This window comes from Streptomyces sp. NPDC127129 (assembly GCF_042671585.1).
In the GTDB taxonomy this organism is placed as follows: Bacteria; Actinomycetota; Actinomycetes; order Streptomycetales; family Streptomycetaceae; genus Streptomyces.
On record NZ_JBHXTV010000010.1, the window covers coordinates 71,037 to 94,578 of the forward strand.

General features: G+C 73.5%; 20 protein-coding genes and 1 pseudogene. 7 read left to right on the top strand and 14 right to left on the bottom strand.

Annotated features, from left to right (window positions below):
- Positions 1–82: 82 nt before the first annotated feature.
- The 5 genes from ACFVGW_RS20280 to ACFVGW_RS20300 form a co-directional block, all read right to left on the bottom strand.
- Positions 83–1,504, bottom strand: a complete 1,422-nt coding sequence (locus ACFVGW_RS20280; RefSeq protein WP_385852949.1) for a GNAT family N-acetyltransferase — start codon at positions 1,502–1,504, stop codon at positions 83–85.
- A gap of 76 nt (positions 1,505–1,580) precedes the next feature.
- Positions 1,581–4,325 (bottom strand): DUF6493 family protein, encoded by a 2,745-nt coding sequence (locus ACFVGW_RS20285; protein WP_385852950.1) that lies wholly within the window; start codon positions 4,323–4,325, stop codon positions 1,581–1,583.
- On the bottom strand, positions 4,322–5,761 hold the full coding sequence (locus ACFVGW_RS20290; RefSeq protein WP_385852951.1) for an SWIM zinc finger family protein: 1,440 nt from the start codon (positions 5,759–5,761) through the stop codon (positions 4,322–4,324). The genes ACFVGW_RS20285 and ACFVGW_RS20290 overlap by 4 nt, the downstream gene beginning before the upstream one ends.
- 146 nt (positions 5,762–5,907) lie before the next feature.
- Positions 5,908–7,494 carry an alkaline phosphatase D family protein gene (locus ACFVGW_RS20295; RefSeq protein WP_385852952.1) on the bottom strand — a complete coding sequence of 529 codons (1,587 nt, stop codon included), beginning with the start codon at positions 7,492–7,494 and terminating at the stop codon, positions 5,908–5,910.
- Positions 7,495–7,595: 101 nt separating this feature from the next.
- Positions 7,596–9,191, bottom strand: coding sequence for a PLP-dependent aminotransferase family protein (locus tag ACFVGW_RS20300; RefSeq protein ID WP_385852953.1), 1,596 nt, complete (start codon positions 9,189–9,191; stop codon positions 7,596–7,598).
- Positions 9,192–9,431: 240 nt separating this feature from the next.
- Between ACFVGW_RS20300 and ACFVGW_RS20305 the strand changes: the two are divergent.
- Positions 9,432–9,836 (top strand): annotated as a pseudogene (locus tag ACFVGW_RS20305) (EamA family transporter); the annotation flags it as partial.
- A 474-nt stretch (positions 9,837–10,310) separates the two neighbouring features.
- Here the strand turns inward: ACFVGW_RS20305 and ACFVGW_RS20310 are convergent.
- Entirely contained in the window at positions 10,311–11,141 is an 831-nt protein-coding gene (locus ACFVGW_RS20310) for an alpha/beta fold hydrolase (protein WP_385852954.1), read from the bottom strand.
- A gap of 114 nt (positions 11,142–11,255) precedes the next feature.
- Here ACFVGW_RS20310 and ACFVGW_RS20315 point away from each other — a divergent pair, with 114 nt between their 5' ends.
- Positions 11,256–12,140 carry an RNA polymerase sigma-70 factor gene (locus ACFVGW_RS20315; protein ID WP_352189464.1) on the top strand — a complete coding sequence of 295 codons (885 nt, stop codon included), beginning with the start codon at positions 11,256–11,258 and terminating at the stop codon, positions 12,138–12,140.
- Positions 12,141–12,410: 270 nt separating this feature from the next.
- The gene (locus ACFVGW_RS20320) at positions 12,411–13,151 is read left to right on the top strand and encodes a GntR family transcriptional regulator (protein ID WP_385852955.1); all 741 of its coding nucleotides are present in this window, start codon (positions 12,411–12,413) and stop codon (positions 13,149–13,151) included.
- 43 nt (positions 13,152–13,194) lie between these two features.
- On the opposite strand, the gene ACFVGW_RS20325 is transcribed toward ACFVGW_RS20320, so the two are convergent.
- Positions 13,195–14,352, bottom strand: a complete 1,158-nt coding sequence (locus ACFVGW_RS20325; RefSeq protein WP_352189462.1) for an ROK family transcriptional regulator — start codon at positions 14,350–14,352, stop codon at positions 13,195–13,197.
- Between the two features lie 143 nt (positions 14,353–14,495).
- On the opposite strand from ACFVGW_RS20325, the gene ACFVGW_RS20330 reads away from it, so the two are divergent.
- Complete coding sequence (locus ACFVGW_RS20330; protein WP_385852956.1) at positions 14,496–14,864, top strand: hypothetical protein; 369 nt, start codon at positions 14,496–14,498, stop codon at positions 14,862–14,864.
- Here the strand turns inward: ACFVGW_RS20330 and mug are convergent.
- The 3 genes from mug to ACFVGW_RS20345 all read right to left on the bottom strand — a co-directional run bounded on the left by mug (position 14,842) and on the right by ACFVGW_RS20345 (position 17,396).
- The gene (gene mug, locus ACFVGW_RS20335; protein WP_385853119.1) at positions 14,842–15,426 is read right to left on the bottom strand and encodes a G/U mismatch-specific DNA glycosylase; all 585 of its coding nucleotides are present in this window, start codon (positions 15,424–15,426) and stop codon (positions 14,842–14,844) included. The two genes, ACFVGW_RS20330 and mug, sit on opposite strands and share 23 nt — an antisense overlap.
- On the bottom strand, positions 15,423–16,865 hold the full coding sequence (purB, locus tag ACFVGW_RS20340; protein ID WP_385852957.1) for an adenylosuccinate lyase: 1,443 nt from the start codon (positions 16,863–16,865) through the stop codon (positions 15,423–15,425). The genes mug and purB overlap by 4 nt, the downstream gene beginning before the upstream one ends.
- A 147-nt stretch (positions 16,866–17,012) precedes the next feature.
- Entirely contained in the window at positions 17,013–17,396 is a 384-nt protein-coding gene (locus tag ACFVGW_RS20345; protein ID WP_383226877.1) for a hypothetical protein, read from the bottom strand.
- Positions 17,397–17,619: 223 nt separating this feature from the next.
- Here ACFVGW_RS20345 and ACFVGW_RS20350 point away from each other — a divergent pair, with 223 nt between their 5' ends.
- The 3 genes from ACFVGW_RS20350 (at position 17,620) to ACFVGW_RS20360 (ending at position 19,525) form a co-directional block, all read left to right on the top strand.
- A complete protein-coding gene (locus ACFVGW_RS20350) occupies positions 17,620–18,054 on the top strand; it encodes an ATP-binding protein (protein WP_385852958.1) in 435 nt (144 codons plus the stop codon).
- Between the two features lie 77 nt (positions 18,055–18,131).
- Entirely contained in the window at positions 18,132–18,773 is a 642-nt protein-coding gene (gene sigK / locus ACFVGW_RS20355) for an ECF RNA polymerase sigma factor SigK (protein ID WP_385852959.1), read from the top strand.
- Positions 18,770–19,525, top strand: coding sequence for an anti-sigma factor domain-containing protein (locus ACFVGW_RS20360; protein WP_385852960.1), 756 nt, complete (start codon positions 18,770–18,772; stop codon positions 19,523–19,525). The genes sigK and ACFVGW_RS20360 overlap by 4 nt, the downstream gene beginning before the upstream one ends.
- 4 nt (positions 19,526–19,529) lie before the next feature.
- Here ACFVGW_RS20360 and ACFVGW_RS20365 read toward each other — a convergent pair whose 3' ends face one another.
- The 4 genes from ACFVGW_RS20365 to ACFVGW_RS20380 form a co-directional block, all read right to left on the bottom strand.
- The gene (locus ACFVGW_RS20365) at positions 19,530–20,384 is read right to left on the bottom strand and encodes an SGNH/GDSL hydrolase family protein (protein WP_385853120.1); all 855 of its coding nucleotides are present in this window, start codon (positions 20,382–20,384) and stop codon (positions 19,530–19,532) included.
- 102 nt (positions 20,385–20,486) lie between these two features.
- Positions 20,487–21,506 carry a hemolysin family protein gene (locus ACFVGW_RS20370; RefSeq protein WP_383226885.1) on the bottom strand — a complete coding sequence of 340 codons (1,020 nt, stop codon included), beginning with the start codon at positions 21,504–21,506 and terminating at the stop codon, positions 20,487–20,489.
- The gene (locus ACFVGW_RS20375) at positions 21,503–22,843 is read right to left on the bottom strand and encodes a hemolysin family protein (RefSeq protein ID WP_352189454.1); all 1,341 of its coding nucleotides are present in this window, start codon (positions 22,841–22,843) and stop codon (positions 21,503–21,505) included. Before ACFVGW_RS20375 ends, ACFVGW_RS20370 begins: the two co-directional genes overlap by 4 nt.
- A 143-nt stretch (positions 22,844–22,986) precedes the next feature.
- On the bottom strand, positions 22,987–23,475 hold the full coding sequence (locus ACFVGW_RS20380; protein ID WP_385853121.1) for a GNAT family N-acetyltransferase: 489 nt from the start codon (positions 23,473–23,475) through the stop codon (positions 22,987–22,989).
- Positions 23,476–23,542 lie beyond the last annotated feature (67 nt).

Below are 23,542 nucleotides of genomic sequence, written 5' to 3' on the forward strand. Positions count from 1 at the left end.
CCGGCCATGGGCCGTGTGGCGCTTTTCCGACACTTGCGAGCGCCCGGGGCCTGAGGGGTTCGCCTCCTCGGGCTGGTGTCCGTCAGCGCTCGCCGAGCGGGAGACGGCTTCGCGTCTGGGCCGAGGAGAGGCGGGCGGTGATGACCAGGGTTCCCTCCTCGATCTGGTAGTCGAGGGGGAGGTTCAGGGCTCGCATGGCGGCCACCATGCCGGTGTTGGAGGACTGGGTCACGGCGTAGACGCTCTCGCAGCCTGCCTCCACGGCCATCGCGACCAGCCGGCCGAGGAGTTCGGAGCCGATGCCCCGGCGCTGCCAGTCGTCCTCGACCATCAGGGCCACCTCGGTCTCGTCGCCGTCCCAGAGCAGATGCCCGAGGGCGACCAGCCGGCCGGAGGTCGTCTGCACGGCGAGGGTCCGGCCGTAGCGGGGGCTGAGCAGGTGGTCGAGATAGCGGTCGGCGTCGCCGACCGGGCCGTGGTAGCGCAGGCCGAGGGTCCGGGTGGAGCAGCGGTCGTGCATGGCACGTGCGGCGACGAGGTCCCGCTGGTCGGCGCGGCGGACGGTGATCTCGTTGCCCTCGGGAAGGGTCAGGACGTCCTGGCTGCGCGGGATGCGCGGACCGAGCCGGGCGTCCAGTTCGACGAGAGCCCGCGCGCGGGCGAACTCGGTCGGGGTGAACGGCAGATAGGGCCGCTCGATCGTGATCACGCCGCCGTTCGGGTCGCGCAGACGCATCACCGTCTCCTCCAGGGACCCCTCGACGGGCGCCGTCTCGCCCGTGGGACGGCCGGTGAGGGAGACGGCGGGCAGCGAGTGGATGGAGCAGCGGCCGAGGAGCTGGCGCAGGGCGAGCGGGAGTTCGGCCGCGTCGAGCGCGGTCCGGGTGGCGAGTCCGAGCAGTCGGGTCGGGGTGTCCACGAGGTCGTGGGCGTCGGCGCGTTCGATCCAGGTGTGGGTGCCGCCGGCTCCGGCGATCTCCCGGGTCAGTTCGCTCGCCTGAAGGCGCGCCGGGGCGCGCAGCAGGAACTCGTCGACGGTGCCCTCGGCGAGCGGGTGGGTCTGGAGGGTCAGGATGTCCACGCCCTGGTGGGCCAGTGCCGTGCAGAGCGCGGCCAGGCTGCCCGGGGTGTCGCGGACGGTGGTCCGCATCCGCCAGAGCGTCGTCTCGACGGGTCCGGTCTCGCGGGACGCGGACTCGCGCGACGGAGCCTCGCCCGCCCGCGTGTCGGTGGCCGCCGGCAGCGGGGTGGGCCCGCTGCCGCCGGGATGGCCATGGGGCGGCGCATGGCTGTGGCGCCGTGCCCACCAGGTGTGGAAGGCGGCCGTCGCGACCAGGGCGATCGCCGAGAACACGAGCATGTACGGACCGTCGGCGCCGCGGACGACGGTCTTGGCGATGGTGTCGGCCACCACCACGGCGGTGAAGAGGGCGGCGAGTTCGATGAGGTCCCGCCGCCAGTGGTGAGGGCGGCGGGAGCTCTTCGCGGAAGTCACATCGGTCATGACCTCACTGTGACCCAACGGTGTTGCGTGATCACGAACGCTTTGTGACTGACGGGTTAAGCGCCGATCTGTGAGCTTACTGGTCGTTTTCGGCCACTTGTGTCGTCCTCTGATCGGCCTCCTGGGAGGAGGCTGACGCACCCGCCCGGAGCGCCTTCCGGAGCCGCCGGGCCTGGACGACGAGCTGCGACGAAGCGCGCCGGTCCGCCGTCGCGTCCAGTCCCGCCACCTCACCGGCCGTGCCGCACCGCTCCACGCAGTCCGCCGCCACGGCCAGCAGCTCGCCGAGCCCGCGTGCCGTCTTCTCGGCCGTCAGCAGGGCGGGCAGCAGAGGGGCCAGTACGGACCATGTCGTGCCGTACGCGCCCGTCGCCGCGGCCGTACGGGCCGCGTCCGCCAGGCGGTTGGGCTTGACGGTGCCGTCGACGGTCAGACCCGCGAGCAGCCCGCCCAGCAGGCCGGCGTCCAGATCGCCGCGCGCGGCGAGCACGAGCAGGGTGTCCACCGCGTTCAGCCGGTCCTCCGGGTGCCGGCAGCCGAGCGCGAACGCCAGGGCGAGATGCGTCGCCTCCCCGAGGGGGCCCTCGGCCTCGGCCAGGGCGGTCATGCCCCAGGAGGTGCCGCGCTCGTCCCACTCGACCCCGCCCGCGAGCACGGGCAGCAGCCAGGACGCCAGGGTCTCCCGGTCGTCCGGCACCACGCCCGGCCAGTTCCGCCGCTCCCCGCCCCAGTGGTAACAGCGCTCCGGGGCCTTGCTGTCGGCGCCGCCCAGCCACCGGAACACGGGCGGGAACTCCTCCCGTACCGCCCGGCGCTCGCGGATCTTCAGCACGATCCGGTCCGCCAGCCGCACGCTGCCGTCCTTCGGGGCCCGTTCCCGGGCGAGGAACCGCAGACCGGGTGCGAGGGAGGCGTCCGCGCGGAGCCAGTCCGCCAGCCGCTCCCCGGCCCGGGTGCCCAGCGCCGAGGCGTCGACGGCCGCGGCGGCGGCCGAAGGGTCGGCCTTACGGACGCGCAGCAGAGCCTGCGCGAGGTCGACGGGGGCCGGATCCACGCCCGCGTCCCGGTACGCGCGCAACCGCTCCACCAGGACGGAGGGTTCGATCGCCCCCGTGTGCCAGGTCGGCGCGGCCAGCAGGAACGGCAGCCGGTCCGTGCCGACGAGGGCGGCCGCCTCCCACAGACGGGCGTCGACCACCGCGTCCAGGGCCCCGTGCACACAGGAGGAGGCCGGCTCCCCGGCCCGGGCGTCATGGATCCGGGACCGGCGGACCCGGCCCATCAGCGAGGCCATCACCACGGCCACGCCGTACGTCCCGTAGACGAAGTGGTCCGGGACCTGTCCCTCCTCGCCCGCCCACCAGGCGTCCGCGAAGGCCACGGCCAGGGCCGCCTTCAGCTCCTCGCGGTGCCGGTGCGCATGGTGGACGAGCCCGGCGAGGGCGCGCTCGAACTCCTCGGGCGGCGCCTCGCCCCGCCCCTTGGACACGGTCACGAGATCCTCGACCAGCTCGGCGACCGTGGCGGCCGGGGCCGCCACCCGCCTCAGCCCCGGTACGGGCGGCAGAGTCTCCTCGTACGGACGGTCGTCGGCGAGACCCGTGGAGCCGAACAGCTCCTCGGCGGCCTCGCGGTGCGCAGGGCTCAACACCGCGGCGGCGAGTGCCAGTTCCTCCCGCACCTGACCGTCCACCCGGGTGAGGTGGCGTCCCACGAGCTTCAGCGCCCGCTCCTGGATCCCCGTGTCCTCGTGCCCGAACGCCTCCGCGACCACGGGCAGCAAGGCCGCGGCTGCGCCCGGGTCCCTCCGCAGCTCCTTGGCCAGAAGCGTCAGTTGGGTCCGCACGAGCTTCTTCTCCGTACGGAACAGCACCTGACCGGACATCTCCGCGAGCTCCGCCGTCGACAGTTCGCCCCCGGCCGCGAGCCCCGTCAGGACCTCCTGCGCGTACGCGGCGACCGGCGACGGCGCGTCCGCCGCCATCCCCGCCCAGTCCGCCGTCCGCCCCCGCCGTTCCGCCGGCGTCGGGTCCAGGAGCTGCAGCAGGGCGAGCGGGAACCGCAGGTCCCGCGGCCGGCCGCCCCGCAGCAGCCGCGCCACGCAGCCGTCCACCAGGGACGCGCGGTCCAGCACACCCTCCTCGGCGAGCTTCGCGAGCGCCGTCGGCCAGTGGGTGGGGGCGTCGGGTCCCACCGACCAGGTCAGCCGGTCCGGGGTCTCGGCCATGTCGAGGACGCGGGGCACCAGCACCGGCGTGTGAGCGTCGGCGCGGAGCTCCTCCAGGAGCCGTCCCCCGGTCACCGAGACCGTCCAGCCGAGGACGTAGCCGTCCGTCGTCGGCACGGAGCAGCCCGAGCGCGCCACCAGCTCGCGCACCAGCGGGAAGTCGCGCTCCGTCACGGCCGGCCGCTCGGCGAGCCGCTGCGCGACATCGCCCAGCCAGGCCGGATCACGGTCGGCGAGCACGTCCAGGACGACGTGGCTCGTGCCCCGGGCCCAGTCGTTGAGGTCCCGGCCCCCGATCCAGGCGGCGGCCGCCGCCGCGCCCGTGTGGCACCCCGCCCCGGCGACCCGCAGCGCCTTCTGGAGCGGCACCTGCTCCTGCCACCGGCTCCAGCCCCAGCCACGGACCTCGGTCCGCAGGGCCTTGAGCTCCACGAGGGCCTTCTTGCGGTCGCCCGGGTCCAGCTCCTTCAGCAGCCCGGGGACGGCTTCGACCCGCCCCGCCCGTACGGCGGCCAGCAGCTTGTTCACCCCACGTCCCTCCCGTGCCGCGGTCAGTCGCGCCTTCAGCGCGGTCTGGTCGAACGCGTCGCTCATCGCGCACCGCCGAAGGACTCGAATCCGGCAGCAGCCCCGGCCAGGGCACCGGCCGTACCGGGCACGACGCCGGCCGTACCGGCCACGGCACTCCGCCGGGCCATCCGCACCGCGAGCGCGTGCTTGCACGGCCCCCGGCGGCCCCGGTAGTCCGCCCACCACTGGCAGGTGCAGGTCAGCGATCCGCCCGACTCCCGTACCTGGTAACGCCGTTCCCCCGAGGCGACCGTCGCGAGCGCTCCGTCGAGGGTGACCGCTCCCTCCGTCACGAGGGAGCGGGCCGCCACCAGCCGGGGATTGTGCCGCTCGGCGCGGTCCGCGTCGTACGGCAGCTCACGGTGGAAGTAGGCCGCGTCGGCCACGTCGTATCCCACCCGCCCGGCGGTCCCCAGCCGGGTCAGCGCGGCCCGCACCCGGTCCACGGGAAGACCCGACCGGTCACCCAGCTCGGCCAGGTCGATCTTCGGCTCCCAGGAGAGCAGGACCGAGATCAGCTCGGCGTCCTGGGCGGCCTCCTCCGTCGCCAGAGCCTCCAGGACCCCGCCCTCTCCGGAGAAGCCCCGCGAGGCGTCCGGCGAGAGCGTCAGCGTCAGGCGCATCCCGGGCAGCGTCACCTCCCAGGCGCTCGCCGTCGCGACCCCGTCCGGCACCGGCCCGTACACCCGCAGCGCCGTCGCGTGGCGGAGCACCCGCTCCAGCGCCACCAGCCGGTCGGGCCCCGGCAGACAGACGGCTCCCGCGACCGGCCGGGTCGTCGGCCGCAGCGTCCGGCCGGCCTGGACGACCCAGAGCGGCACCCGCCGCCCCGCGCCCTGCGAACGCGGCAGCGAACGCAGGAACCTCACCGCCTCCGCGCCCGTCAGCTCGGCCCGCAGATCGAAGCCCGCCGAGGCCACCTGCGCCTCCGCGAAACCGCGCAGCCAGCGGTCCGGCAGCGGAACCTTCTTCTCCACGACCGCGCCCTGGAGCGTCGTCACCGCCAACTCCTCCGGGCCGACCCGCAGATGCAGCGGATCGCTGCCCGTCATCCGCGACAGGGCCTCGCGCAGCGGGTTGTTGACGTCCACGTTGGTCGTGCCGTGCCCCGTCGTGGCACCGTCGAGCCCCTCGCTCAGCACGTCGAGCCGGGCGTACACCCCGCCGCAGCCGGAGAAGGACTCGAACCGCAGCCGGTCGCCGTTCCCCGTCACGACCGGGTCGAGCGACCCCGGACGTATCCGCTGGTAGTAGCGGGCGGCCGCCACGTCCGCCACCGCCAGCAGACCCCGCGCGGCGATCTGCGGGGACGTCAGGAACCCGGTGAAGAAACGGGGATGCGCCTCGGCGCCGGTGGGCGTGAGGCCCCCGGAGGTCTCCAGGCCGAGGAGCCGTCCGTCCCCGGAGGAGCGCAGGGCGGACGGGCGTGAGTAGGCGAGCGCCTGTACGGATCGCGTCATGACGAAAACGCTAGGACCCACCACTGACAATCAGCCCCGCACGCCTCCGGGGGCCGTCCCGCCGGCCTCCGGGAGCCGTCCCGGAAGGCCCTCCCGGGCCTCGCTCCCGGCCCGGCCCGGCCTCCCCGCTGCCCTACTGCGCTGTCCTACTGCCCGACGCGTCCCGGCTGCAGGACCTTGCTGAACAGGACCGTCCCGCCCTCCGCGCGCAGCCGGACCGTCAACTCCCCGCTGCCACCGTCGATGTCGACCTCGCCGAAGTACTGCGGCGACTCCATCGGCGACACGTTCGCCCGCTCCGGGGCCCGTACGAAGACCCGCTCGGGCCCGAAGGTGCCGTCCAGCACGTTGGCCGGGAAGCCGCCCGCGGCCAGCGGCCCGGAGACGAACTCCCAGAACGGCGCGAAGTCCTGGAACGACGCGCGTTCCGGCGCGTAGTGCTGAGCGGAGGTGTAGTGCACGTCCGCGGTCAGCCACAGCGTGCCGGTGATCCGGCGGTGCTTGATGAACCGGAGCAGCTCCGCGATCTGCAGCTCACGGCCGAGCGGGGCGCCCGGATCGCCCTGGGCGATCGCCTCGAAGTTCGCCGAACCGTCGGGGACGACGAGCCCCAGCGGCATGTCGGCGGCGAGCACCTTCCACACCGCTCGGGAGCGGCCCAGCTCCCGCTTGAGCCAGGCCAGCTGCTCCGCGCCGAGGATGCCCGTCGTGTCGTCCGCCTGCCGGCCGGGGGAGTTGGCGTTCCGGTACGAGCGCATGTCCAGGACGAAGACGTCCAGCAGCGGCCCGTACCGCACCACCCGGTGCATCCGGCCCTCGACGCCGCCACCGCGCGCGTGGAGCGTGGAGACCGGGAAGTACTCGGCGAACGCGCGGGAGGCGCGGGCCGCGAGGACGTCCACGTGCTTCTCCGTGTAGCGGGCGTCGTCCAGGATCTGGCCGGGGTACCAGTTGTTGCGGACCTCGTGGTCGTCCCACTGCACGATGGAGGGCACCTGCGCGTTGAACGCACGCACGTTGTGGTCGAGCAGGTTGTAGCGGAAGTTGCCGCGGTACTCGGCCAGGGTCTCGGCGACCTTCGACTTCTCCGGCGTCGTGACGTTCCGCCAGATCCGGCCGTCGGGCAGTGTCACGGCCGGCTGGACGGGGCCGTCGGCGTAGACCGTGTCGCCGCTGCACAGGAAGAAGTCGGGGTTCAGCCGGCGCATCTCCTCGTAGGCGCGGAATCCGCCGATGTCCGGGTTGATGCCCCAGCCCTGTCCGGCGATGTCGCCCGACCAGAGGAAACGCACCCCGTCGCGCCGCCGTGCCGGGGCGGTGCGGAACGTGCCGACGACCGGTTCGCCGGTACGGCGCGGGTCGTCCGGGTCCGCGAGGGTGACCCGGTAGTGGATCTGCTCGCCCGCGGGCAGCCCGCGCAGCGCCGTCGTCCCGGTGAAGTCGCTGCCCGTTCCCAGCAGGGGACCGACATGGCGGTGCGTACGGCGGAACGACTCGCTCGACGACGTCTCCACGATCATCCGGGCGGGGCGGTCCGAACGGACCCAGACCAGCCCCGAGGAGGCGGTGACATCGCCCGTCTGCACCCCCCACGCGGCCCGCGGCCGCCCCGAGAGCGCCAGCGCCGGGGCGGCCGCGGCCCCGCCGAGGGTGAGGGCCGCCGACGCGGCGAGCGAGCCGCGCAGCACGCTGCGACGGGCGGGGGACGGTCCTTCGGGGACGGAGCTGGACATCGGAGCGCCTCCAAGTGCGGTACGGAGCAGGTGCGTTGCGTCGCCCCATGCCTAACGGTCAGGGGCGGCGCGTACGCGAACCCGGGGTGAACACCCCGGAGTCACCCCCCGTTCGGGCCAGACGGGTCCTCGGCCGTCCGGACAGCACCCGTGGCCCCGGCGGCCCCGGCCCCGGCCCCGACCCCGGGATCGGCCCCGGCCCCGGCCCCGGCCCCGGCCCCGGGATCGGCCCCGGCCCCGGATGCCGCGCCGCACGCCTCCGCCGCCAGGCGCACGCCTCGGCCGATCTCGGACGGCGTCAGATGGGCGTAGCCGAGGACCAGCCGGACCGCGCCGTCCGTCGGGCGCGCCGTGCCGAACTCCTCCAGGGGGCGCAGAGCCACCCCCGCCCGCGCCGAGCGCTCCACGAAGCGCGCCGTGGGGCCGTATCGCTCCGGCACGCGCGCGATGATGTGCAGACCGGCCGCGATGCCACGCACGGAGGTGCCCGGAAAGGACTCCGCGAGCGCCGCCAGCAGGGCGTCCCGCCGCTCCCGGTACGCCCGCTGGCAGCGGCGCAGCTGCCGGTCGTACGCCCCGCGCGTCACGAACTCGGCCAGCAGCGCCTGGTCCAGGGCCGGATTCCCGAGGTCCATCGTCCGCTTGCGTTCCACGACCTCGGCGAGCAGCCCGGGCGGTACGAGCATCCAGCCGAGCCGCAGCCCAGGGGCCAGGGACTTGCTCACCGACCCGGCGTAGACGACCCGCTCCGGATCGAGGCCCTGGAGGGCGCCCACCGGAGCCCGGTCGTAGCGGAAGTCCCCGTCGTAGTCGTCCTCCAGCACGTACCCGTCCACCGACCGCGCCCAGTCGAGCAGCGCGGCACGGCGCGCAGCCGAGTACGCGATGCCGGTCGGGAACTGGTGGGACGGCGTCGCCACCACGGCCCGCACCCCCGAGGCGGTGAGCGGACCGGGCAGCAGCCCCTCGTCGTCCACCGGCAGCCACACCGTGTCCAGGCCGGTGGAGGCGAAAAGCCGCCCGTGCTCCGGACTGCCGGGGTCCTCGATCCCGACGGTCCGCAGCCCCCGCGCCCGCAGCACGAAGCCGAGCAGCGTCGACGCCTGGGCGACACCCGAGCAGACCACCAGGCGTTCCGGATCGGCCACCGTGCCGCGCCGCCGGGCCAGCATCCCGGCGAGCGCCGTCCGCAGCTCCGGCAGCCCGCGCGGGTCGGGGTAGCCGAGCGCCCGGTGGGGCAGCGCGGACAGCACCGAGCGCTGGGCCGACGCCCAGGCCGCGCGGGGGAAGAGCGAGAGGTCGGGGGTGCCGGGGCGGAAGTCGATCCGCACGCCCGGCGGGCGCGGCGCCGCGTCCCGTACCGCCCGGTCCCGTACCGCCCCCGCCCCGCCTCGTCCCGCCCGGTCCCGGCCCGCCCGGTCCGTGGCCGCCCGCACCGCCTCTCCGACCCAGGTGCCCGCGCCCCGGTCGCTGCGCAGGTAACCCTCGGCGGTCAGCTGCTCGTACGCCTCCGTCACCAGGCCGCGCGAGACGCCGAGGTCGGCGGCCAGTTCGCGGCTCGATGGGAGCCGCGTCCCGGGCGCCAGCCGCCCGGTGCGGACCGCCTCCCGCAGCGCTTCCTGAAGCGCCCGGCCGCGCCGCCTCGCCGGTGCGGCGGCCGCCGGGAGCAGCAGTTCCCAGGCCGGTGTGGGCCGCATACGAGAAGTCCCCCTGATCGCGGTGTCCGTGCCGCCCCCGCGGCCCGTCGGCTGTGGTCGCGCGGCCGTCGTCACCCGGCGCGGCACAACGCGGTGGAGAGTACCTTCATCGCGGCCGTCACCTCCGCCGCCCCACTGCCCCACCTCCTCCCTCTTCGACCGCGATGCGCGAAGTGGTCCCCGACGGCGAGGGGGAAGTGGTCCTTAAACCGGGCCGGTCCGCTTTCTAGCGTCGGGGGCATGAACGCGAACTCCCTGCGAGGAGCCCTCCTCGTGACCGTCGCCTATGCCCTCGTGGGTGCCTCCTTCACCGCCAACAGCCTTCTGGGCGACTATCCGTACGCGGGGGGCCAGGCTCTGCGCTACGGTGCCGCCTGCCTTCTGCTGCTGCCCCTGCTCGGTCCCCGCGGGCTCGCGCCGTTGCGGGGACTCGGTGTCCGCGGATGGTGCCGGCTCGCCGTGCTCGCCGCCGTCGGCATGGTCGGCTTCAACCTCGCGGTCCTCGCCGCGGAACGCACCGCCGAACCGGCCGTGCCCGGCGTCCTGGTGGGCTGTGCCCCGATCGTCGTGGCCGTGGTCGTCCCCCTCCTGGAGGGGCGCAGGCCGAGCCGGCCGGTCCTCCACGGCGCGCTCCTGGTGGCCGCCGGGGCCTTCACCGTCCAGGGCTGGGGCCGCACCGACCTGGCAGGCCTCTGCTACTCCGCGGGAGCGCTGGCGGGCGAAGTGGGGTTCACCGTCCTCGCCGTACCGGTGCTCCGTCCGCTCGGGCCGAAGCTCCTGACCGCGGCCGTCTGCGGGATCGCCGCCGTCGAGTCGGCGCTGCTCGGGCTGGTCGTGGACGGCGGCGCGTTCCTGCGGAATCCGACGGCCGTGGAGACGGGCGCTCTGATGTGGCAGGCCGTCCTGGCCACGGTCGTCGGGTTCGTCCTGTTCTACATGGGCGTCCAGCGGCTCGGCATGGAGCGCGCGACCCTCTTCACCGGCGCCATCCCGGTCGCCGCGGCAGGGACCGCGGCGCTCGTCGCGACCGGCGGCTTCGGCGTCCCGCAGGCCGCCGGCGGGCTCCTCGTCGGCGCCGGAGCGGCCCTCGGGACCGGGCTCCTCAGCCGCCGGAACGGGTCAGCGGCTGCCGTCCAGGATCACCCGGGCGACGAGAGCCGGGTCGTCGCTCATGGGAACGTGCCCGCAGCCGGGCAGCCGGACGAGCCGCGCCCCCGGGACGGTCTGCTTGGCCCGGACGCCCTGCCGGCGCAGCAGCAGCCGGTCCTGGGTGCCCCAGGCGACGGTCACGGGAACCTCGGTGACGTCGTCGCCGAACATCACGGTCCGGCCGGCCTCCAGGGTCTTACGGAAGCCGGTGGCCTCCCGCAGCGCGAGCGTCTCGGCGACCACCGCCTCGGGTGAACGGCGCCCCGGGCGGGCGTAGATGGTGCTCGTCAGGGCCGTCCGTCCGGCGGCGCTGCGCGAGAGCCGCTCGATCAGCGGCACCGGCATCGACAGCGCGGCCGCCCGCATCGCGCGCAGTGTCCCGAAGGCGTACCGCCGTTCGCTCTCCGACCAGAATCCGGCCGGGGAGAGCGCGGTGACCGAGCGCACGAGCTTCTCCCGGCCGAGTTCGAGGGCGAGCAGCCCGCCCAGCGAGTTGCCCGCGACATGCGGCCGCTCGACACCGAGCGCCTCGCAGAAGGCGCCCAGGACCGGGACCACGGTCGACAGGTCGTACGCGCAGCCGTCGGGCAGCGCGGGGGAGGTGCCGAAGCCCGGCAGGTCCACGGCCACGACGTCCCGCTCGGCGGCGAGGATGTCGAGCACCGGCTCCCACGCCTGCCAGTGGTGCCCGATGCCGTGCAGCAGCAGGAGCGGCTCGCCCGCGCCCCTGCGCTCGTACGCCACCGAGACCGTGCGTGGCCCCGCCGGGGTCCGGACCGTGAACGAGATCTGTGCGGACATTCGCCTGCTCCTTGACTTAGACACCCTGTCAGCAAGAATTACCGCTCGGTAGATACGAGTTCAAGAGTGCGGACGGAACTGGACAGGGCGCGGCACGTCGGCTGGGATGGGGGAGTGGTGACCGAAACGCTGACCGACGTCTTCCAAGAGCACCGGCCGATCCTCCTCGGGGTGGCCTACCGGATGCTCGGCCGCGCCGCCGACGCCGAGGACGTGGTCCAGGAGGCTTGGCTGCGCTGGTCCTCCGCGGACCGCGACGACGTCCGCGAACCGCGCGCCTATCTCGTCCGGATCACCACCCGGCTGGCCCTCGACCGGCTCCGCCAGGTGCAGGCCCGGCGCGAGTCCTACGTGGGGCCCTGGCTCCCCGAACCCGTCGTCACCGACTTCGGTCCGGCCGTCCCCGACACCGCCGAGCGCGCGATGCTCGCCGACTCCGTCTCCCTCGCCGTCCTCGTCGTCCTCGAATCCCTCTCGCCGCTGGAGCGCGCGGTCTTCGTCCTCCGCGAGGCGTTCGGCTTCCCGTACGGGGAGATCGCCACCGCGCTCGACCGCTCCGAGGCCGCCGTCCGCCAGCTCGCCGGCCGCGCCCGCCGCCACGTCGACGAGGGCAGGCCCCGCTACGACGTCGACCCGGCCGAACGCCGCGACCTCACCGAGCGTTTCCTCGCCGCGGCGGCAGGCGGCGACCTGGAACAGCTCCTGGCCCTGCTCGCGCCGGACGCCCGGCTCGTCGGCGACAGCGGCGGCAAGGCGAAGGCGCCCCTGCGGGTCATCGACAGCGCGGACAAGGTCGGCCGCTTCCTCATCGCCGTCGCCCAGGGCGCCGAGGCGGCCTTCGAGTTCCGCTTCGTCGAGTTCAACGGAGCGCCCGGGCTGCTGGCCCTCGCCGACGGCAAGCCCGACTCGGTCTTCCAGATCGAGGTACGTGACGGGCGCATCCAGTGCGTCTACATCGTGCGCAACCCCGAGAAGCTGTCCGCCGTCGACCCCGGCTGACCTGCTCCGTCGCCGACGGCTCCCCGACGCCCGTCCCTTCTGCCCCGCCTTCTCCCCGGAGGCGGGGCACTTTGCTGCGCAGGGCACACATCGGTGCGAACGTCCTGTGAACGATCTACGCCAGAGGGCCGCAATGGGGGGCATCCGGGTCACGATTGGTCTTGACCAAGTAGGTGCGCCGCCTTATGGTCGCAGAGTTAGTGCAGGAACCTTTAATAAACAAGGGCGCGGAAAACCGCCGCGGGACACGGCGAATTGCGGAGGATCAGGGTGGGGACCACGCAGCTGGAATCGGCTCCGGAGCCGAAGTACTGGCACCTCAAGACCGTGATCGGCGAGGCTCTCGACTCCGACTTCGCGGTCGGCGAGATCCTGCCCAACGAGCGTGAGCTGGCCGCGCGTTTCGGCGTCGCCCGGGCCACGCTCCGCCAGGCACTGGAGCAGCTCGAACTGGAGGGCCGCCTGCAGCGCCGCCGCGGGGTCGGGACGACCGTCGCACCGCCGCGCGTGGGCGTCGACGTCTCCACCACGCAGCACGTCTGGCCCGGTGTCGGCGAAGAGACCTGGCAGTCCGTGGACTCCGCCCGTGACACGGCCCCCGCGGCCGTCGCCAAGCTCCTGGACCTCGCCCCCGACGAGCAGCTGCACGTCGTGCGCCGGCTGCGCGTCACGCACGGCCAGCCCGTCGCGGCCGAGCTCCTGTACGTCCCGTCCTCCTCGGTCCCCGACCTGACCGCGATCGACGCCCCGGCCGGCCCCGCCCGCGCCCGTGTCGTCCTGCGCGAACTCCAGCGTCTCGCCCTGGACGGACAGGACCGTGCCGTCGAGCTCGGCTCGGCCCGCGCGGACGACGCCAAGGAACTGGACCGCCTCCCCGGCGCCCCGGTCCTCGTCGTCACCACCCGCTACCTCTCCGAAGGCCGCACGGCCGCGGTCTCGGTGGCCACCTACCGCGCCGACACCTGCCGCCTCACCTTCGGCGACTCGGGCGACCTGGTGATGGCGTCCTGACGCCTCGCCCACTGGTGTCCGGAAGAAGCCTCGGCCCGTCGCGCTAGCGGCGGGCCGTCGCCGTACCCTCCACCGCGAAGAGCTGCTCCTCCACGTGGTCGAGCGCCAGCCGCAGCGCGCCCGTGCCCACCGCCGCCTCGCCCAGCATCGACAGCACCACACGCGGCGGGCGGAGGCAGAAGCGGGCCAGTTCGTCGCGCAGCGGCTGCAGGACGCCGTCCAGGCCGGCCGCCCAGCCGCCGATCACGACCAGTTCCGGGTCCAGCGCGAGGACCAGCGCCGCCACGTCGTGGACCAGACGCTGGGTGAAGCGCTCCACCGCCGCCTCCGCGCGGGCGTCGCCCCCGCGGGCGAGCGCGAAGACCTCGGCCACCGCCTGTTCGTCCAGCGGATGCAGCGGCTCGTCCGTGGTGGAGAGCAGATGCTCGGGCGTGACGCCCCGGCCCAGCAGGTGCAGCGCGCCGATCTCGCCCGCCGCGCCGCCGTAGCCCCGGTGCAGCCGCCCGCCGATCAGCGAACCCGCGCCCGGGCTCAGCCCGGCCAGGACGAAGACGATGTCGTCGGAGTCGGTCGCCGCGCCCTTCCAGTGCTCCGCGACCGCGGCCGCGTTGGCGTCGTTCTCCACGAGGACCGGGCACTTGAACGACCGCCGCAGCCGCTCCCCGAGCGCCAGGCCCGTCCAGCCGGGCAGCGCCGTACCGAGCCGCACCGTGCCGTCCGCCTCGACGATCCCGGGAGTGCCGACGCCGACCGCCCGCAGGTTCGACCGTGCGACGCCCGCCCTGCGCAGCACGTCGGCCACGACCGTACGGACCCGCTCCAGGCGCTCGTCCTCCGGAGCCGTCTCCGAGACGTCACGGGACCCCGCGCCGATGATCCGGCCGTCCAGACCCGAGAGCAGCGCGGCGACCCGGTGCGGGCCGATCTCGATGCCCAGCAGATGCCCCGCCTCCGCCCGGAAGCGGAATCTCCGGGCAGGTCGGCCCTGCCGCCTCGCCTCGCCCTCCTCGGCCGCCGCCTCGACGACCAGACCTCCGACGATGAGCCCTTCGACGACGCCCTCGACGGTCGGCCGGGACAACCCGGTGATCCGCGTCAGGTCCGTGAGCGTGAGCGCGTCGGCGCCCCGCAGAGCATGGAGTACCACCGCGGAATTGATCCGCCGCAGCAGCGACGGATCCCCGCCGGTCAGCCGCCCCACCGTGTGTCCTCCCAGCTCGTGCGCATGTCTGCCGGATGTTACTCAATGGACCGTGGTGCGGCGAGGTCCACCCGCACCCCACTGTGGCGAACGGGGCTCCTGACGGATCATCGGCTGTCAGAGCAGCGCGGTTTACTGAACCCATGACGCTCGCCCGGCATCTCGCCGTCCTCGATCTGCTGCGCGCCCGCGCCTTCCCCGAAGAGGGCTACCACCTCACCGAGTTAGCCGTCGCCGAGCCCACCGAGGAGCAGGCGGAGGCCGAACGGGAAGCTCTCGCCCTGCTCCTGGAGACCCGCTGGGGCCCGCCTCAGCTGGTCAGCCTCCACTCCCTGCTCGCCCGCGCCGGAGCGGGCGAGGACATACCCCGGCCCTGGGCGCTGATCTGCGCCTCCGTGCCCGACATCCAGCTCTGGCGGGTGGACACCCGCTGGATCGTGCTCGGACTCACGCGCCGGGGCGAGGACGGCCACGCACTCCTCGCCTGCGTCACGGAGGTGGATCCGCCGTGACATCCGGCCGCCGGTCCGGTACGCCCGCCGCCTCGCGCAGCCGCCCGAACTCCTCCGCCATCGAGTCCACCGTCCAGTGCGCGTTCAGCCCGCTCGGATTGGGCAGGACCCAGATCCGGGTCTCCCCCATCGTCCGCTCCTGCTCCCCGACGACCGCGCGCTTCTCGCCGAACGCCGTCCGGTACGCCGTGATGCCGACCACCGCCAGCCAGCGGGGACGCCGGAGCTCGACCCGCCCGGTCAGCAGCCGGCCGCCCTCCAGGAACTCCTCGGCGCTCAGCTCGTCGGCCCGCGCGGTCGCCCGCGCCACCACGTTCGTGATGCCGAGACCGTAGGCGAGCAGCTCCTCCTGCTCCGACGGCTTCAGCAGCCGGGGCGTGAAGCCGGACCGTGCGAGCACGGGCCAGAAGCGATTGCCCGGGCGCGCGAAGTGATGGCCCGTCGCCGCCGACATCAGTCCCGGATTGATCCCGCAGAAGAGGACCGAAAGGCCGCCCGCCACCACGTCGGGGATGACGCGGTCGCGGGCGGCCTGGAGCTCCTGCGGGGTGAACCGGGTCAGAGGATCGACCCGGGGGTGTAAGCGGCGGCCTCCGGGTGCTGCTTGACGATCTCCTCGATACGGGAGACCACGACGGCGACCTGGTCGGCGGCGGCACCCGTGAACGACAACTTGTCCGCCATCAGGGCGTCGAGCTGCGCGCGGTCCAGCGGGATCCGCTCGTCGGCGGCCAGCTTGTCGAGGAGCTCGTTGCGCTCGGCACCCTGCTCGCGCATGGCGAGCGCGGAGGCGACGGCGTTCTCCTTGATGGCCTCGTGGGCCAGCTCGCGGCCGACGCCGGCCCGGACGGCGCCCATCAGGACCTTGGTGGTCGCCAGGAACGGCAGGTACCGGTCGAGCTCGCGCGCCACGACCGCGGGGAACGCACCGAACTCGTCGAGGACGGTCAGGAAGGTCTCCAGCAGGCCGTCCAGGGCGAAGAACGCGTCCGGCAGCGCGACCCGGCGGACCACCGAGCACGACACGTCGCCCTCGTTCCACTGGTCGCCCGCCAGCTCGCCGGTCATCGAGGCGTAGCCGCGCAGGATGACCATGAGGCCGTTGACACGCTCGCACGAGCGGGTGTTCATCTTGTGCGGCATCGCGGACGAGCCGACCTGTCCGGGCTTGAAGCCCTCGGTCACCAGCTCGTGACCGGCCATCAGACGGATCGTCTTGGCGACCGACGAGGGCGCGGCGGCCAGCTGCACGAGGCCCGTGACGACGTCGTAGTCGAGCGAGCGCGGGTAGACCTGGCCGACGGAGGTGAAGGCGTGCGCGAAGCCGAGGTGACCGGCGATGCGCTGCTCCAGGTCGGCCAGCTTGGCCGCGTCGCCGCCGAGCAGGTCCAGCATGTCCTGTGCGGTGCCGACCGGACCCTTGATGCCCCGCAGCGGGTAGCGGGCGATCAGCTCCTCCAGTCGGCCGAAGGCGACGAGCAGCTCGTCGGCGGCCGTGGCGAAACGCTTGCCGAGGGTGGTGGCCTGGGCTGCGACGTTGTGCGAGCGGCCGGCCATGACGAGCTCGGCGTACTCGCCGGACAGCTTGCCGAGCCGGGCGAGGACGGCGACCGTGCGGTCCCGCATCAGCTCGAGCGAGAGGCGGATCTGCAGCTGCTCGACGTTCTCGGTGAGGTCGCGCGACGTCATGCCCTTGTGGACGTGCTCGTGACCGGCGAGGGCGTTGAACTCCTCGATCCGGGCCTTCACGTCGTGCCGGGTGACCTTCTCGCGCTCGGCGATGGAGCCGAGGTCGACCTGGTCGAGCACACGCTCGTAGTCGGCGAGGGCGGCGTCCGGAACCTCGATCCCGAGGTCCTTCTGAGCACGCAGCACGGCGAGCCACAGCTGACGCTCCAGCTTCACCTTCTGCTCGGGGGACCAGAGGACGGCGAGCTCCGCGGAGGCGTAGCGGCCGGCCAGGACGTTGGGGATACGGGGCTTCGCAGTCACAGCAGTCACGTGGACAGATTCTACTGGCGGTTTCTGCAGGCCAGCGCCACGGCCGTCTTCGTCTCTTGCTACGAGACGCCCGTCACGGGCGCGCACGGTGAGGACCGGGCCGCCGGACGGCCCGGTCCTCGGACGCTGTCGGTGCCGACCGTGCGGTCAGCGGTGCCGGCAGTCCCAGTGGCCCTTCACCCAGTAGTGGTCCCAATGGGCGGGGACGTAGACCCACTTGAAGTGCCGCTCGTGCTCCCAGTAGCCCTTGTGCCACTTGCCGTGCTTGTCGTGATGGCCCTTGTGCCAGGTCTTGTGATGGGTCACCTTCTTCTCCCAGTGGCCCTTCACCCACTTCTTCTCCCAGTGGCCCTTCTTCCACTCGCACCGTTCGTGGCGATCGTGATGGTCACCCGTGACGACGGTCGCGACCGACGTGGGCGCCGGAGCCGCCGTGGCGGTGCCGGACATGCCGAGCGCGGCGCCACCGGCCAGCAGCCCCGTCGCGGCGGCGCCGGCCACCAGACGGCGGGCGCGCATGGATGCGGTCATCGGACACACCTCCCTCGAATTGGTTGACAGCGGTGCACGGACACGAGTGATTCGGTGCCGTCGAGCCGCCGGATGACGACAGCGCGAAGAATCTCGACGAGGAGCCGACGGACGACGACAGCGGGAAGAATCTCGCGGAGACGGCGCAGCGCCGCACATCCGCGGTCGGTCCGGCTACGAATCCCCTGTGCACAGGCCTCGCGCCCCGAGGGAGTGAGCGGGCATGACCACCATTGCGCCACCACCCACCACGACACGCCACGTCGCGGCTCTCCCCCGCGACCTGCACAGTCCTGCCGCCGCCCGTCGCATCACGGCCCGATGGCTGGAGTCCGTGGGCCGAGGCGCCCGGACTCCGGACGTGATCGTGATCGTGTCCGAACTGGTCACCAACGCCGTCCGCCACACCGACGGACCGTGTGTGCTCACCCTGACCGCCCACAGTGCCTCCGTGGACCTCGCCGTGACCGATCACAGCGAGGAGATCCCGGATCTGCGCCGCCGGGACGGCGGGGACCACCGGGGCGGCTTCGGCCTGGAGATCATGCGCAGTCTGGGCGGCCGGATCACGGTCGTGCCACGTCTCGGCGGCAAGACCGTGCACGTCACGCTGACCCTGGCCCCCGACACCGCCGACTCGCGAGACGCACCGCCGTGACGTCACGAGGCCGCGTCCGGTCACCCGGTCGCCACCCCCATCCGGCGATCGCGTACCACAAGCGGCAGAGTCGAGGGATGGGTGACGTCCGGCGGCAGGCCGGTTTGCCGCACCGAGGGCAGGACGACCACAGGCACGATGGGGAGCAGCCAGTGCGGCACGAATCCGAGCCGGCGGAGCCTGTCGAAGCACTCATGGCCCGGACCGCGGAAGGTGACGAGGAGGCGTTCGCCGGCATCTACGACGCGCTGGCCCAAGCGGTCATGGGGCTCGCGTGCCGGATCCTGAGGGACGCCGCCCAGGCCGAGGAGGTGACGCAGGACGTCATGATCGAGGTCTGGCGGACGGCCGACCGGTTCCGTCCCGAACGCGGATCGGCCAAGGCGTGGGTCCTCACCCTCGCGCACCGGCGGGCGGTGGACCGGGTGCGCAGCGCCCAGGCGAGCACCGAGCGCGAACAGCGGGCCGGCGTGCTGGCCGCGGACCGGGCCTTCGACCAGGTGACGGAGACCGTCGAGGGCCACGACGAACGGCGCCGGGTCCGCCGCTGCCTCGCGTCCCTGGCACGCCTCCAGCGGGTCCCGCTCGTGCTGGCCTACTACCAGGGCATGACGTACGTCGAGGTCGCCCGATCGTTGTCGACGCCGGAAGGCACGGTGAAGTCCCGTATGCGCAACGGCCTCGAGCAGCTCCGCCGATGTCTGGAGGCCGGCTCATGACACAGCCGGAGGATCCCCACCTCGACGCCGCCGCGTACGTCCTGCACGCGCTCACGCCGGCGGAGGAGGCAGCCTTCCTGAACCATCTGGCCGGCTGCGAGGAGTGCCGCAGGGACGTCGCCGAGTTCGAGGCGACCACGGCCCGGCTCGCCGCCGTCGAGACCGCCCCCCTGCCGCCCGGGCTGCGCACGCGCGTCCTCGACGCCGCCGCCCGTACGCGTCAGGAGCGGAGGCGCCCCGGCGCCGACGGGCCGTCGCTCACCGCACGCGGACTGCGCTTCGCGCTGGCGGCGAGCATCGTGGTGGCGGCCGGGCTCGGCGGGGTCGCCGCGTGGCAGCACTCGCAGGCCGACGACGCGCGCGCACGGGCCGCACAGACGCAGCAGGAGGCCCGGCAGGCCCAGGACGCGATCACCGACGTGCTGACCGCGCCCGACGCCACGATCCACACCGGCGAGCTGAGCGACGGAGCGACGGCGGCGGTCGTCGTCTCCCGCCGTCAGTCCGAGGCCGTCTTCACGGCCCAGGGTCTCCCGGCGCTGACCGGGGGCAAGGTCTACGAGCTCTGGTACGCAGAGCCGACGGGCGATCTGCGCGCGGCCGGTCTGCTGCCGGGCGTCGGCGACCGCTCGGCGCGCGTCCTCGAAGGCCCGCTCGGCGACGCGGTGGCCGTCGGGATCACGGTCGAGCCGCCCGGCGGCTCGCTCCAGCCCACCAGCGAGCCGCTCGGCACCGTCCCCATCAGCTCCTGAACCCTCAGGGCCGCCGGGGACTCCTGCCGGGCGGCGTGTCCGGCTCGTGCGGCGCCGGCTCGCTCGTCGTGTCCGGCTCGTGCGCCGTGGCCGGTTCGTAGGGGAGCAGGTCCGGTCGCTTCGCCGGGCGGCCGTCGCCCGAGGAGCGGCCGGTGAGGCGGCGGCCTATCCACGGGCCGAGGTGCTCCCGCGCGAACCGCGCGTCCCCGAGGCGACGGGTCATCCAGCCCGGGGGCAGGGCCGGCGGCAGTGGCGTCCGCCAGTCGTCCTCGGCGGCCAGGCCGAGGGCCTGCCATACGGCCTCGGCCACCCGCCGGTGCCCCTCGTCGGTGAGGTGGAGCCGGTCGACGTCCCACATGCGCGGGTCGCCGAGCGCGGGTGCCCCGTAGAGGTCGACCACCAGGGCGCCATGGCGCGCGGCGAGCTCGTCGACGTACCCGAAGAGCTCCTCCATGCGGGGACGGAAGCGCTGCATCACGGGCCCGTTGCGGCCCGGGCTGCGCATCAGGACCAGCTGCCCGCAGGACGGCGCCAGCTTCTCCACGGCCTCGGTCAGCAGGCCCCGTACACGCCCCATGTCGACCTTGGGCCGCAGGGTGTCGTTCAGGCCGCCGACGAGGGTCACCACGTCCGCCTTCATCGCGGCGGCCACGTCCACCTGCTCCTCGACGATCTGGCCGATGAGCTTGCCTCGTACGGCGAGGTTCGCGTAGCGGAAGTCGGGGGTCCGGGCGGCGAGGCGGGCCGCGAGGAGGTCGGCCCACCCCCGGTACGTCCCGTCGGGCAGTCGGTCCGACATGCCTTCGGTGAAGCTGTCCCCGACGGCGACCAGACTTGTGTAGGTGGCATTCATCTCCATGGCGAGAGCGATCATACCGTGCGGTATGCGCGTGTTCCGCCGGAGGCAGGACGGAGCCCCGGGGCGCGCGACGCGCCCCGGGGCTCCTGTTCCCGCGGTGTCCTACGGAGCCGTCGGCCGGCCGACCAGCTCCCGCAGCACGTCCTCCATCGTGACCAGGCCGGCCAGCTTGCCGTCCTCGTCCAGGACCGCCGCCAGGTGCGTACGGCTGCGGCGCATCGCCGTCAGCACGTCGTCCATCGGCGTCGCCGCCCGGACCCGGGCGATCGGGCGCATCGCCGAGACCGGGAAGGGCAGGTCCCTCGGCGTCACGTCCAGGGCGTCCTTCACGTGGAGGTAGCCCAGGATCCGCTTCCCCGCGTCGACCACGGGGAAGCGTGAGAAGCCCGAGTCGGCGGCGAGCGCCTCCAGCTGCTCGGGCGTCGTCCCGACCGCCGCGTACACGACCTTCTCCACCGGCATGACGACGTCCCGGACCGGCCGGCGCCCCAGCTCCAGGGCGTCGTGCAGCCGTTCCGCCGCACGGTCGTCGAGCAGACCGGCGACACCCGCGTCGGTCACCATCCGCGCCAGCTCGTCGTCCGAGAACGTGGCCGAGACCTCGTCCTTGACCTCCACCCGCAACAGCTTCAGCAGCGCGTTGGCGAAGGCGTTGATCGAGAAGATCACCGGCCGCAGCGCCCGCGCGAGCGCGACCAGCGGCGGGCCGAGCAGCAGCGCCGAGCGGGTCGGCTCGGCGAGCGCGATGTTCTTGGGGACCATCTCGCCCAGCAGCATGTGCAGGTACGTCGCCACGGCGAGCGCGATCACGAACGAGATCGGGTGCACCAGACCGTGCGGGACGCCGACCGCGTCGAAGACCGGCTCGAGCAGGTGCGCGATGGCCGGCTCGGCGACGATGCCGAGCACCAGGGTGCACAGCGTGATGCCGAGCTGCGCCGCGGCGAGCAGCGCCGAGACGTGTTCCAGACCCCAGATGACGCTGCGCGCCCTCCGGTTGCCCGCCTCGGCCTCGGGTTCGATCTGGCTGCGGCGTACGGAGATCAGGGCGAACTCCGCGCCGACGAAGAAGGCGTTCACGACCAGGGTCAGCGCGCCGATCAGCAACTGGATCGCGGTCATCGGCCGGCCTCCGGGGTCGTGCCGGACTCTTCGAGGGGCGGCACGTGCATCAGCACCCGCGCGGCCCGGCGCCCGGAGGCGTCCACCACGTCCAGCAGCCAGCCGGCCAGCTCCACCCGGTCACCGACCGACGGGATCCGGCCCAGCTCGTTGGCGATGACGCCCGCCAGCGTCTCGTACGGTCCGTCCGGCACGCGCAGGCCGATCGCCTCCAGCTGGTCGGTACGCGCGGCGCCGTCGGCGGACCAGAGCTCGCGCCCGTCCGCGTCGACACCGGCCCGCGCCAGGTCGGGGGTCTCGTGCGGGTCGTGCTCGTCGCGCACCTCGCCGACGACCTCCTCGACGATGTCCTCGAGCGTGACGACACCGGCCGTGCCGCCGTACTCGTCGATGACGACGGCCATGGTCTGCTTGCCGGAGAGCCGGTCGAGGAGCCGGTCCACGGTGAGCGTCTCCGGGACCAGCAACGGCTGGCGCAGCATGTCACCGATGCGCCGGCGCCGCCGCTCGTCGGCCGGTATGGCCAGGACGTCCTTGACGTGGGCGATGCCGACGACGGAGTCGAGGCTGCCGCGGTAGACGGGGAACCGGGACAGGCCGGTCGCGCGGGTCGCGTTGGCGACGTCCTCCGCGGTGGCCTGCACTTCGAGCGCCGTGACCTGCACGCGCGGGGTCATCACGTTCTCCGCGGTCAGCTCCGCCAGGTTGAGGGTCCGTACGAACAGTTCCGCGGTGTCCGCCTCCAGCGCGCCCTGCTTGGCGGAGTGGCGGGCCAGCGCCACCAGCTCCTGCGGGGAACGGGCGGAGCCCAGCTCCTCGGTCGGCTCCATGCCGAGCCGCCGCAGGATCCGGTTCGCGGTGTTGTTGAGATGGCTGATCAGCGGCTTGAAGGCGGCGGTGAAGACCCGCATGGGGGTCGCCACCCGCTTCGCGATCGCCAGCGGCGACGAGATCGCCCAGTTCTTGGGGACCAGCTCACCGACGACCATCAGGACGATGGTCGACAGGGCGGTGCCGAGGACCAGGGCGACGGAGGAGGCGACCGCGGGGGAGAGGCCGAGGGCCTCGACGGGGCCGCGGATCAGCTTGGCGACCGACGGCTCGGCCAGCATGCCGACGATCAGGTTGGTGACGGTGATGCCGAGCTGGGCGCCGGAGAGCTGGAAGGTCAGCGACTTGACGGCCTTGAGGGCGCTGGAGGCACCGCGCTCTCCCCGCTCGACGGCCTTCTCGAGCTCGGAGCGTTCGACCGTGGTGAGCGAGAACTCGGCCGCCACGAAGGCGCCGCACGCGAGCGAGAGCAGCAGCGCCACCACGAGCAGAAGCACTTCGATCATCGGTTCACCTCCGTTCCATGATCAGTCACGGACAGAGGTATCGCTCGCTTGGTACTGGGAGGCTCGCCCATGGGCGGACGCTCACACCTTTCGATCGTGCAGGGAATGGAGGTACCCATGGTAAAGGAGGGGCAAAGCCGTTCTCACCGGGGAGGGGTGGTCGGCAGCGGCTTCACCCAGCGGGTCCACTGCTCCTGGGGGTCGTACGCCGCCGCCCGCCAGGCGTGTCGCCCGAGCTCGTTGCGGTCGAGCACCATCGCGTCGGCGCGTCGGCCACCCAGCCGAACGAAACGTTCCTCCGCGGCGGCGAGCAACGCGCCGCCCACGCCCCGGCGGCGGTGGTCCGGGTGCACGGCGAGCCGGTAGAGGTGGCAGCGCCAGCCGTCGAAGCCGGCGATCACCGTGCCGGCGAGCTCGCCGTCGCGCTCGGCGAGCAGCAGGGCCTCGGGGTCGCGGGCGACGAGCCGCTCGATCCCGTCACGGTCGTCACTGATGCTGGTGCCCTCGGCGGCGATCTTCCAGAAGGCGAGAACGGCGTCGAGGTCGGCCGGTACGGCGGTGCGGATGTGCGATTCGGTCATGGTGCGCATCCCACCACCGGCTCCGGCCGTCCGTCGACCGTGTTTCGCGATGCGGGCGCGGAGCAGTCCAGGCCTGCCCGAGAGGGCAGGCCTGGACTGCAGGGCGGGGCTTCGGAAG

Excerpts from the sequence above, each read along its gene's own strand:
- ACFVGW_RS20365 (WP_385853120.1), bottom strand. The coding sequence starts at position 20,384 with ATGGAGATGAATGCCACCTACACAAGTCTGGTCGCCGTCGGGGACAGC.
- ACFVGW_RS20370 (WP_383226885.1), bottom strand. The coding sequence starts at position 21,506 with ATGACCGCGATCCAGTTGCTGATCGGCGCGCTGACCCTGGTCGTGAAC.
- ACFVGW_RS20345 (WP_383226877.1), bottom strand. The coding sequence starts at position 17,396 with ATGACCGCATCCATGCGCGCCCGCCGTCTGGTGGCCGGCGCCGCCGCG.
- ACFVGW_RS20295 (WP_385852952.1), bottom strand. The coding sequence starts at position 7,494 with ATGTCCAGCTCCGTCCCCGAAGGACCGTCCCCCGCCCGTCGCAGCGTG.
- ACFVGW_RS20290 (WP_385852951.1), bottom strand. The coding sequence starts at position 5,761 with ATGACGCGATCCGTACAGGCGCTCGCCTACTCACGCCCGTCCGCCCTG.
- ACFVGW_RS20330 (WP_385852956.1), top strand. The coding sequence starts at position 14,496 with ATGACGCTCGCCCGGCATCTCGCCGTCCTCGATCTGCTGCGCGCCCGC.
- ACFVGW_RS20300 (WP_385852953.1), bottom strand. The coding sequence starts at position 9,191 with ATGCGGCCCACACCGGCCTGGGAACTGCTGCTCCCGGCGGCCGCCGCA.
- ACFVGW_RS20350 (WP_385852958.1), top strand. The coding sequence starts at position 17,620 with ATGACCACCATTGCGCCACCACCCACCACGACACGCCACGTCGCGGCT.
- ACFVGW_RS20285 (WP_385852950.1), bottom strand. The coding sequence starts at position 4,325 with ATGAGCGACGCGTTCGACCAGACCGCGCTGAAGGCGCGACTGACCGCG.
- sigK (WP_385852959.1), top strand. The coding sequence starts at position 18,132 with ATGGGTGACGTCCGGCGGCAGGCCGGTTTGCCGCACCGAGGGCAGGAC.
- ACFVGW_RS20280 (WP_385852949.1), bottom strand. The coding sequence starts at position 1,504 with ATGACCGATGTGACTTCCGCGAAGAGCTCCCGCCGCCCTCACCACTGG.
- ACFVGW_RS20375 (WP_352189454.1), bottom strand. The coding sequence starts at position 22,843 with ATGATCGAAGTGCTTCTGCTCGTGGTGGCGCTGCTGCTCTCGCTCGCG.
- ACFVGW_RS20310 (WP_385852954.1), bottom strand. The coding sequence starts at position 11,141 with ATGTCCGCACAGATCTCGTTCACGGTCCGGACCCCGGCGGGGCCACGC.
- ACFVGW_RS20360 (WP_385852960.1), top strand. The coding sequence starts at position 18,770 with ATGACACAGCCGGAGGATCCCCACCTCGACGCCGCCGCGTACGTCCTG.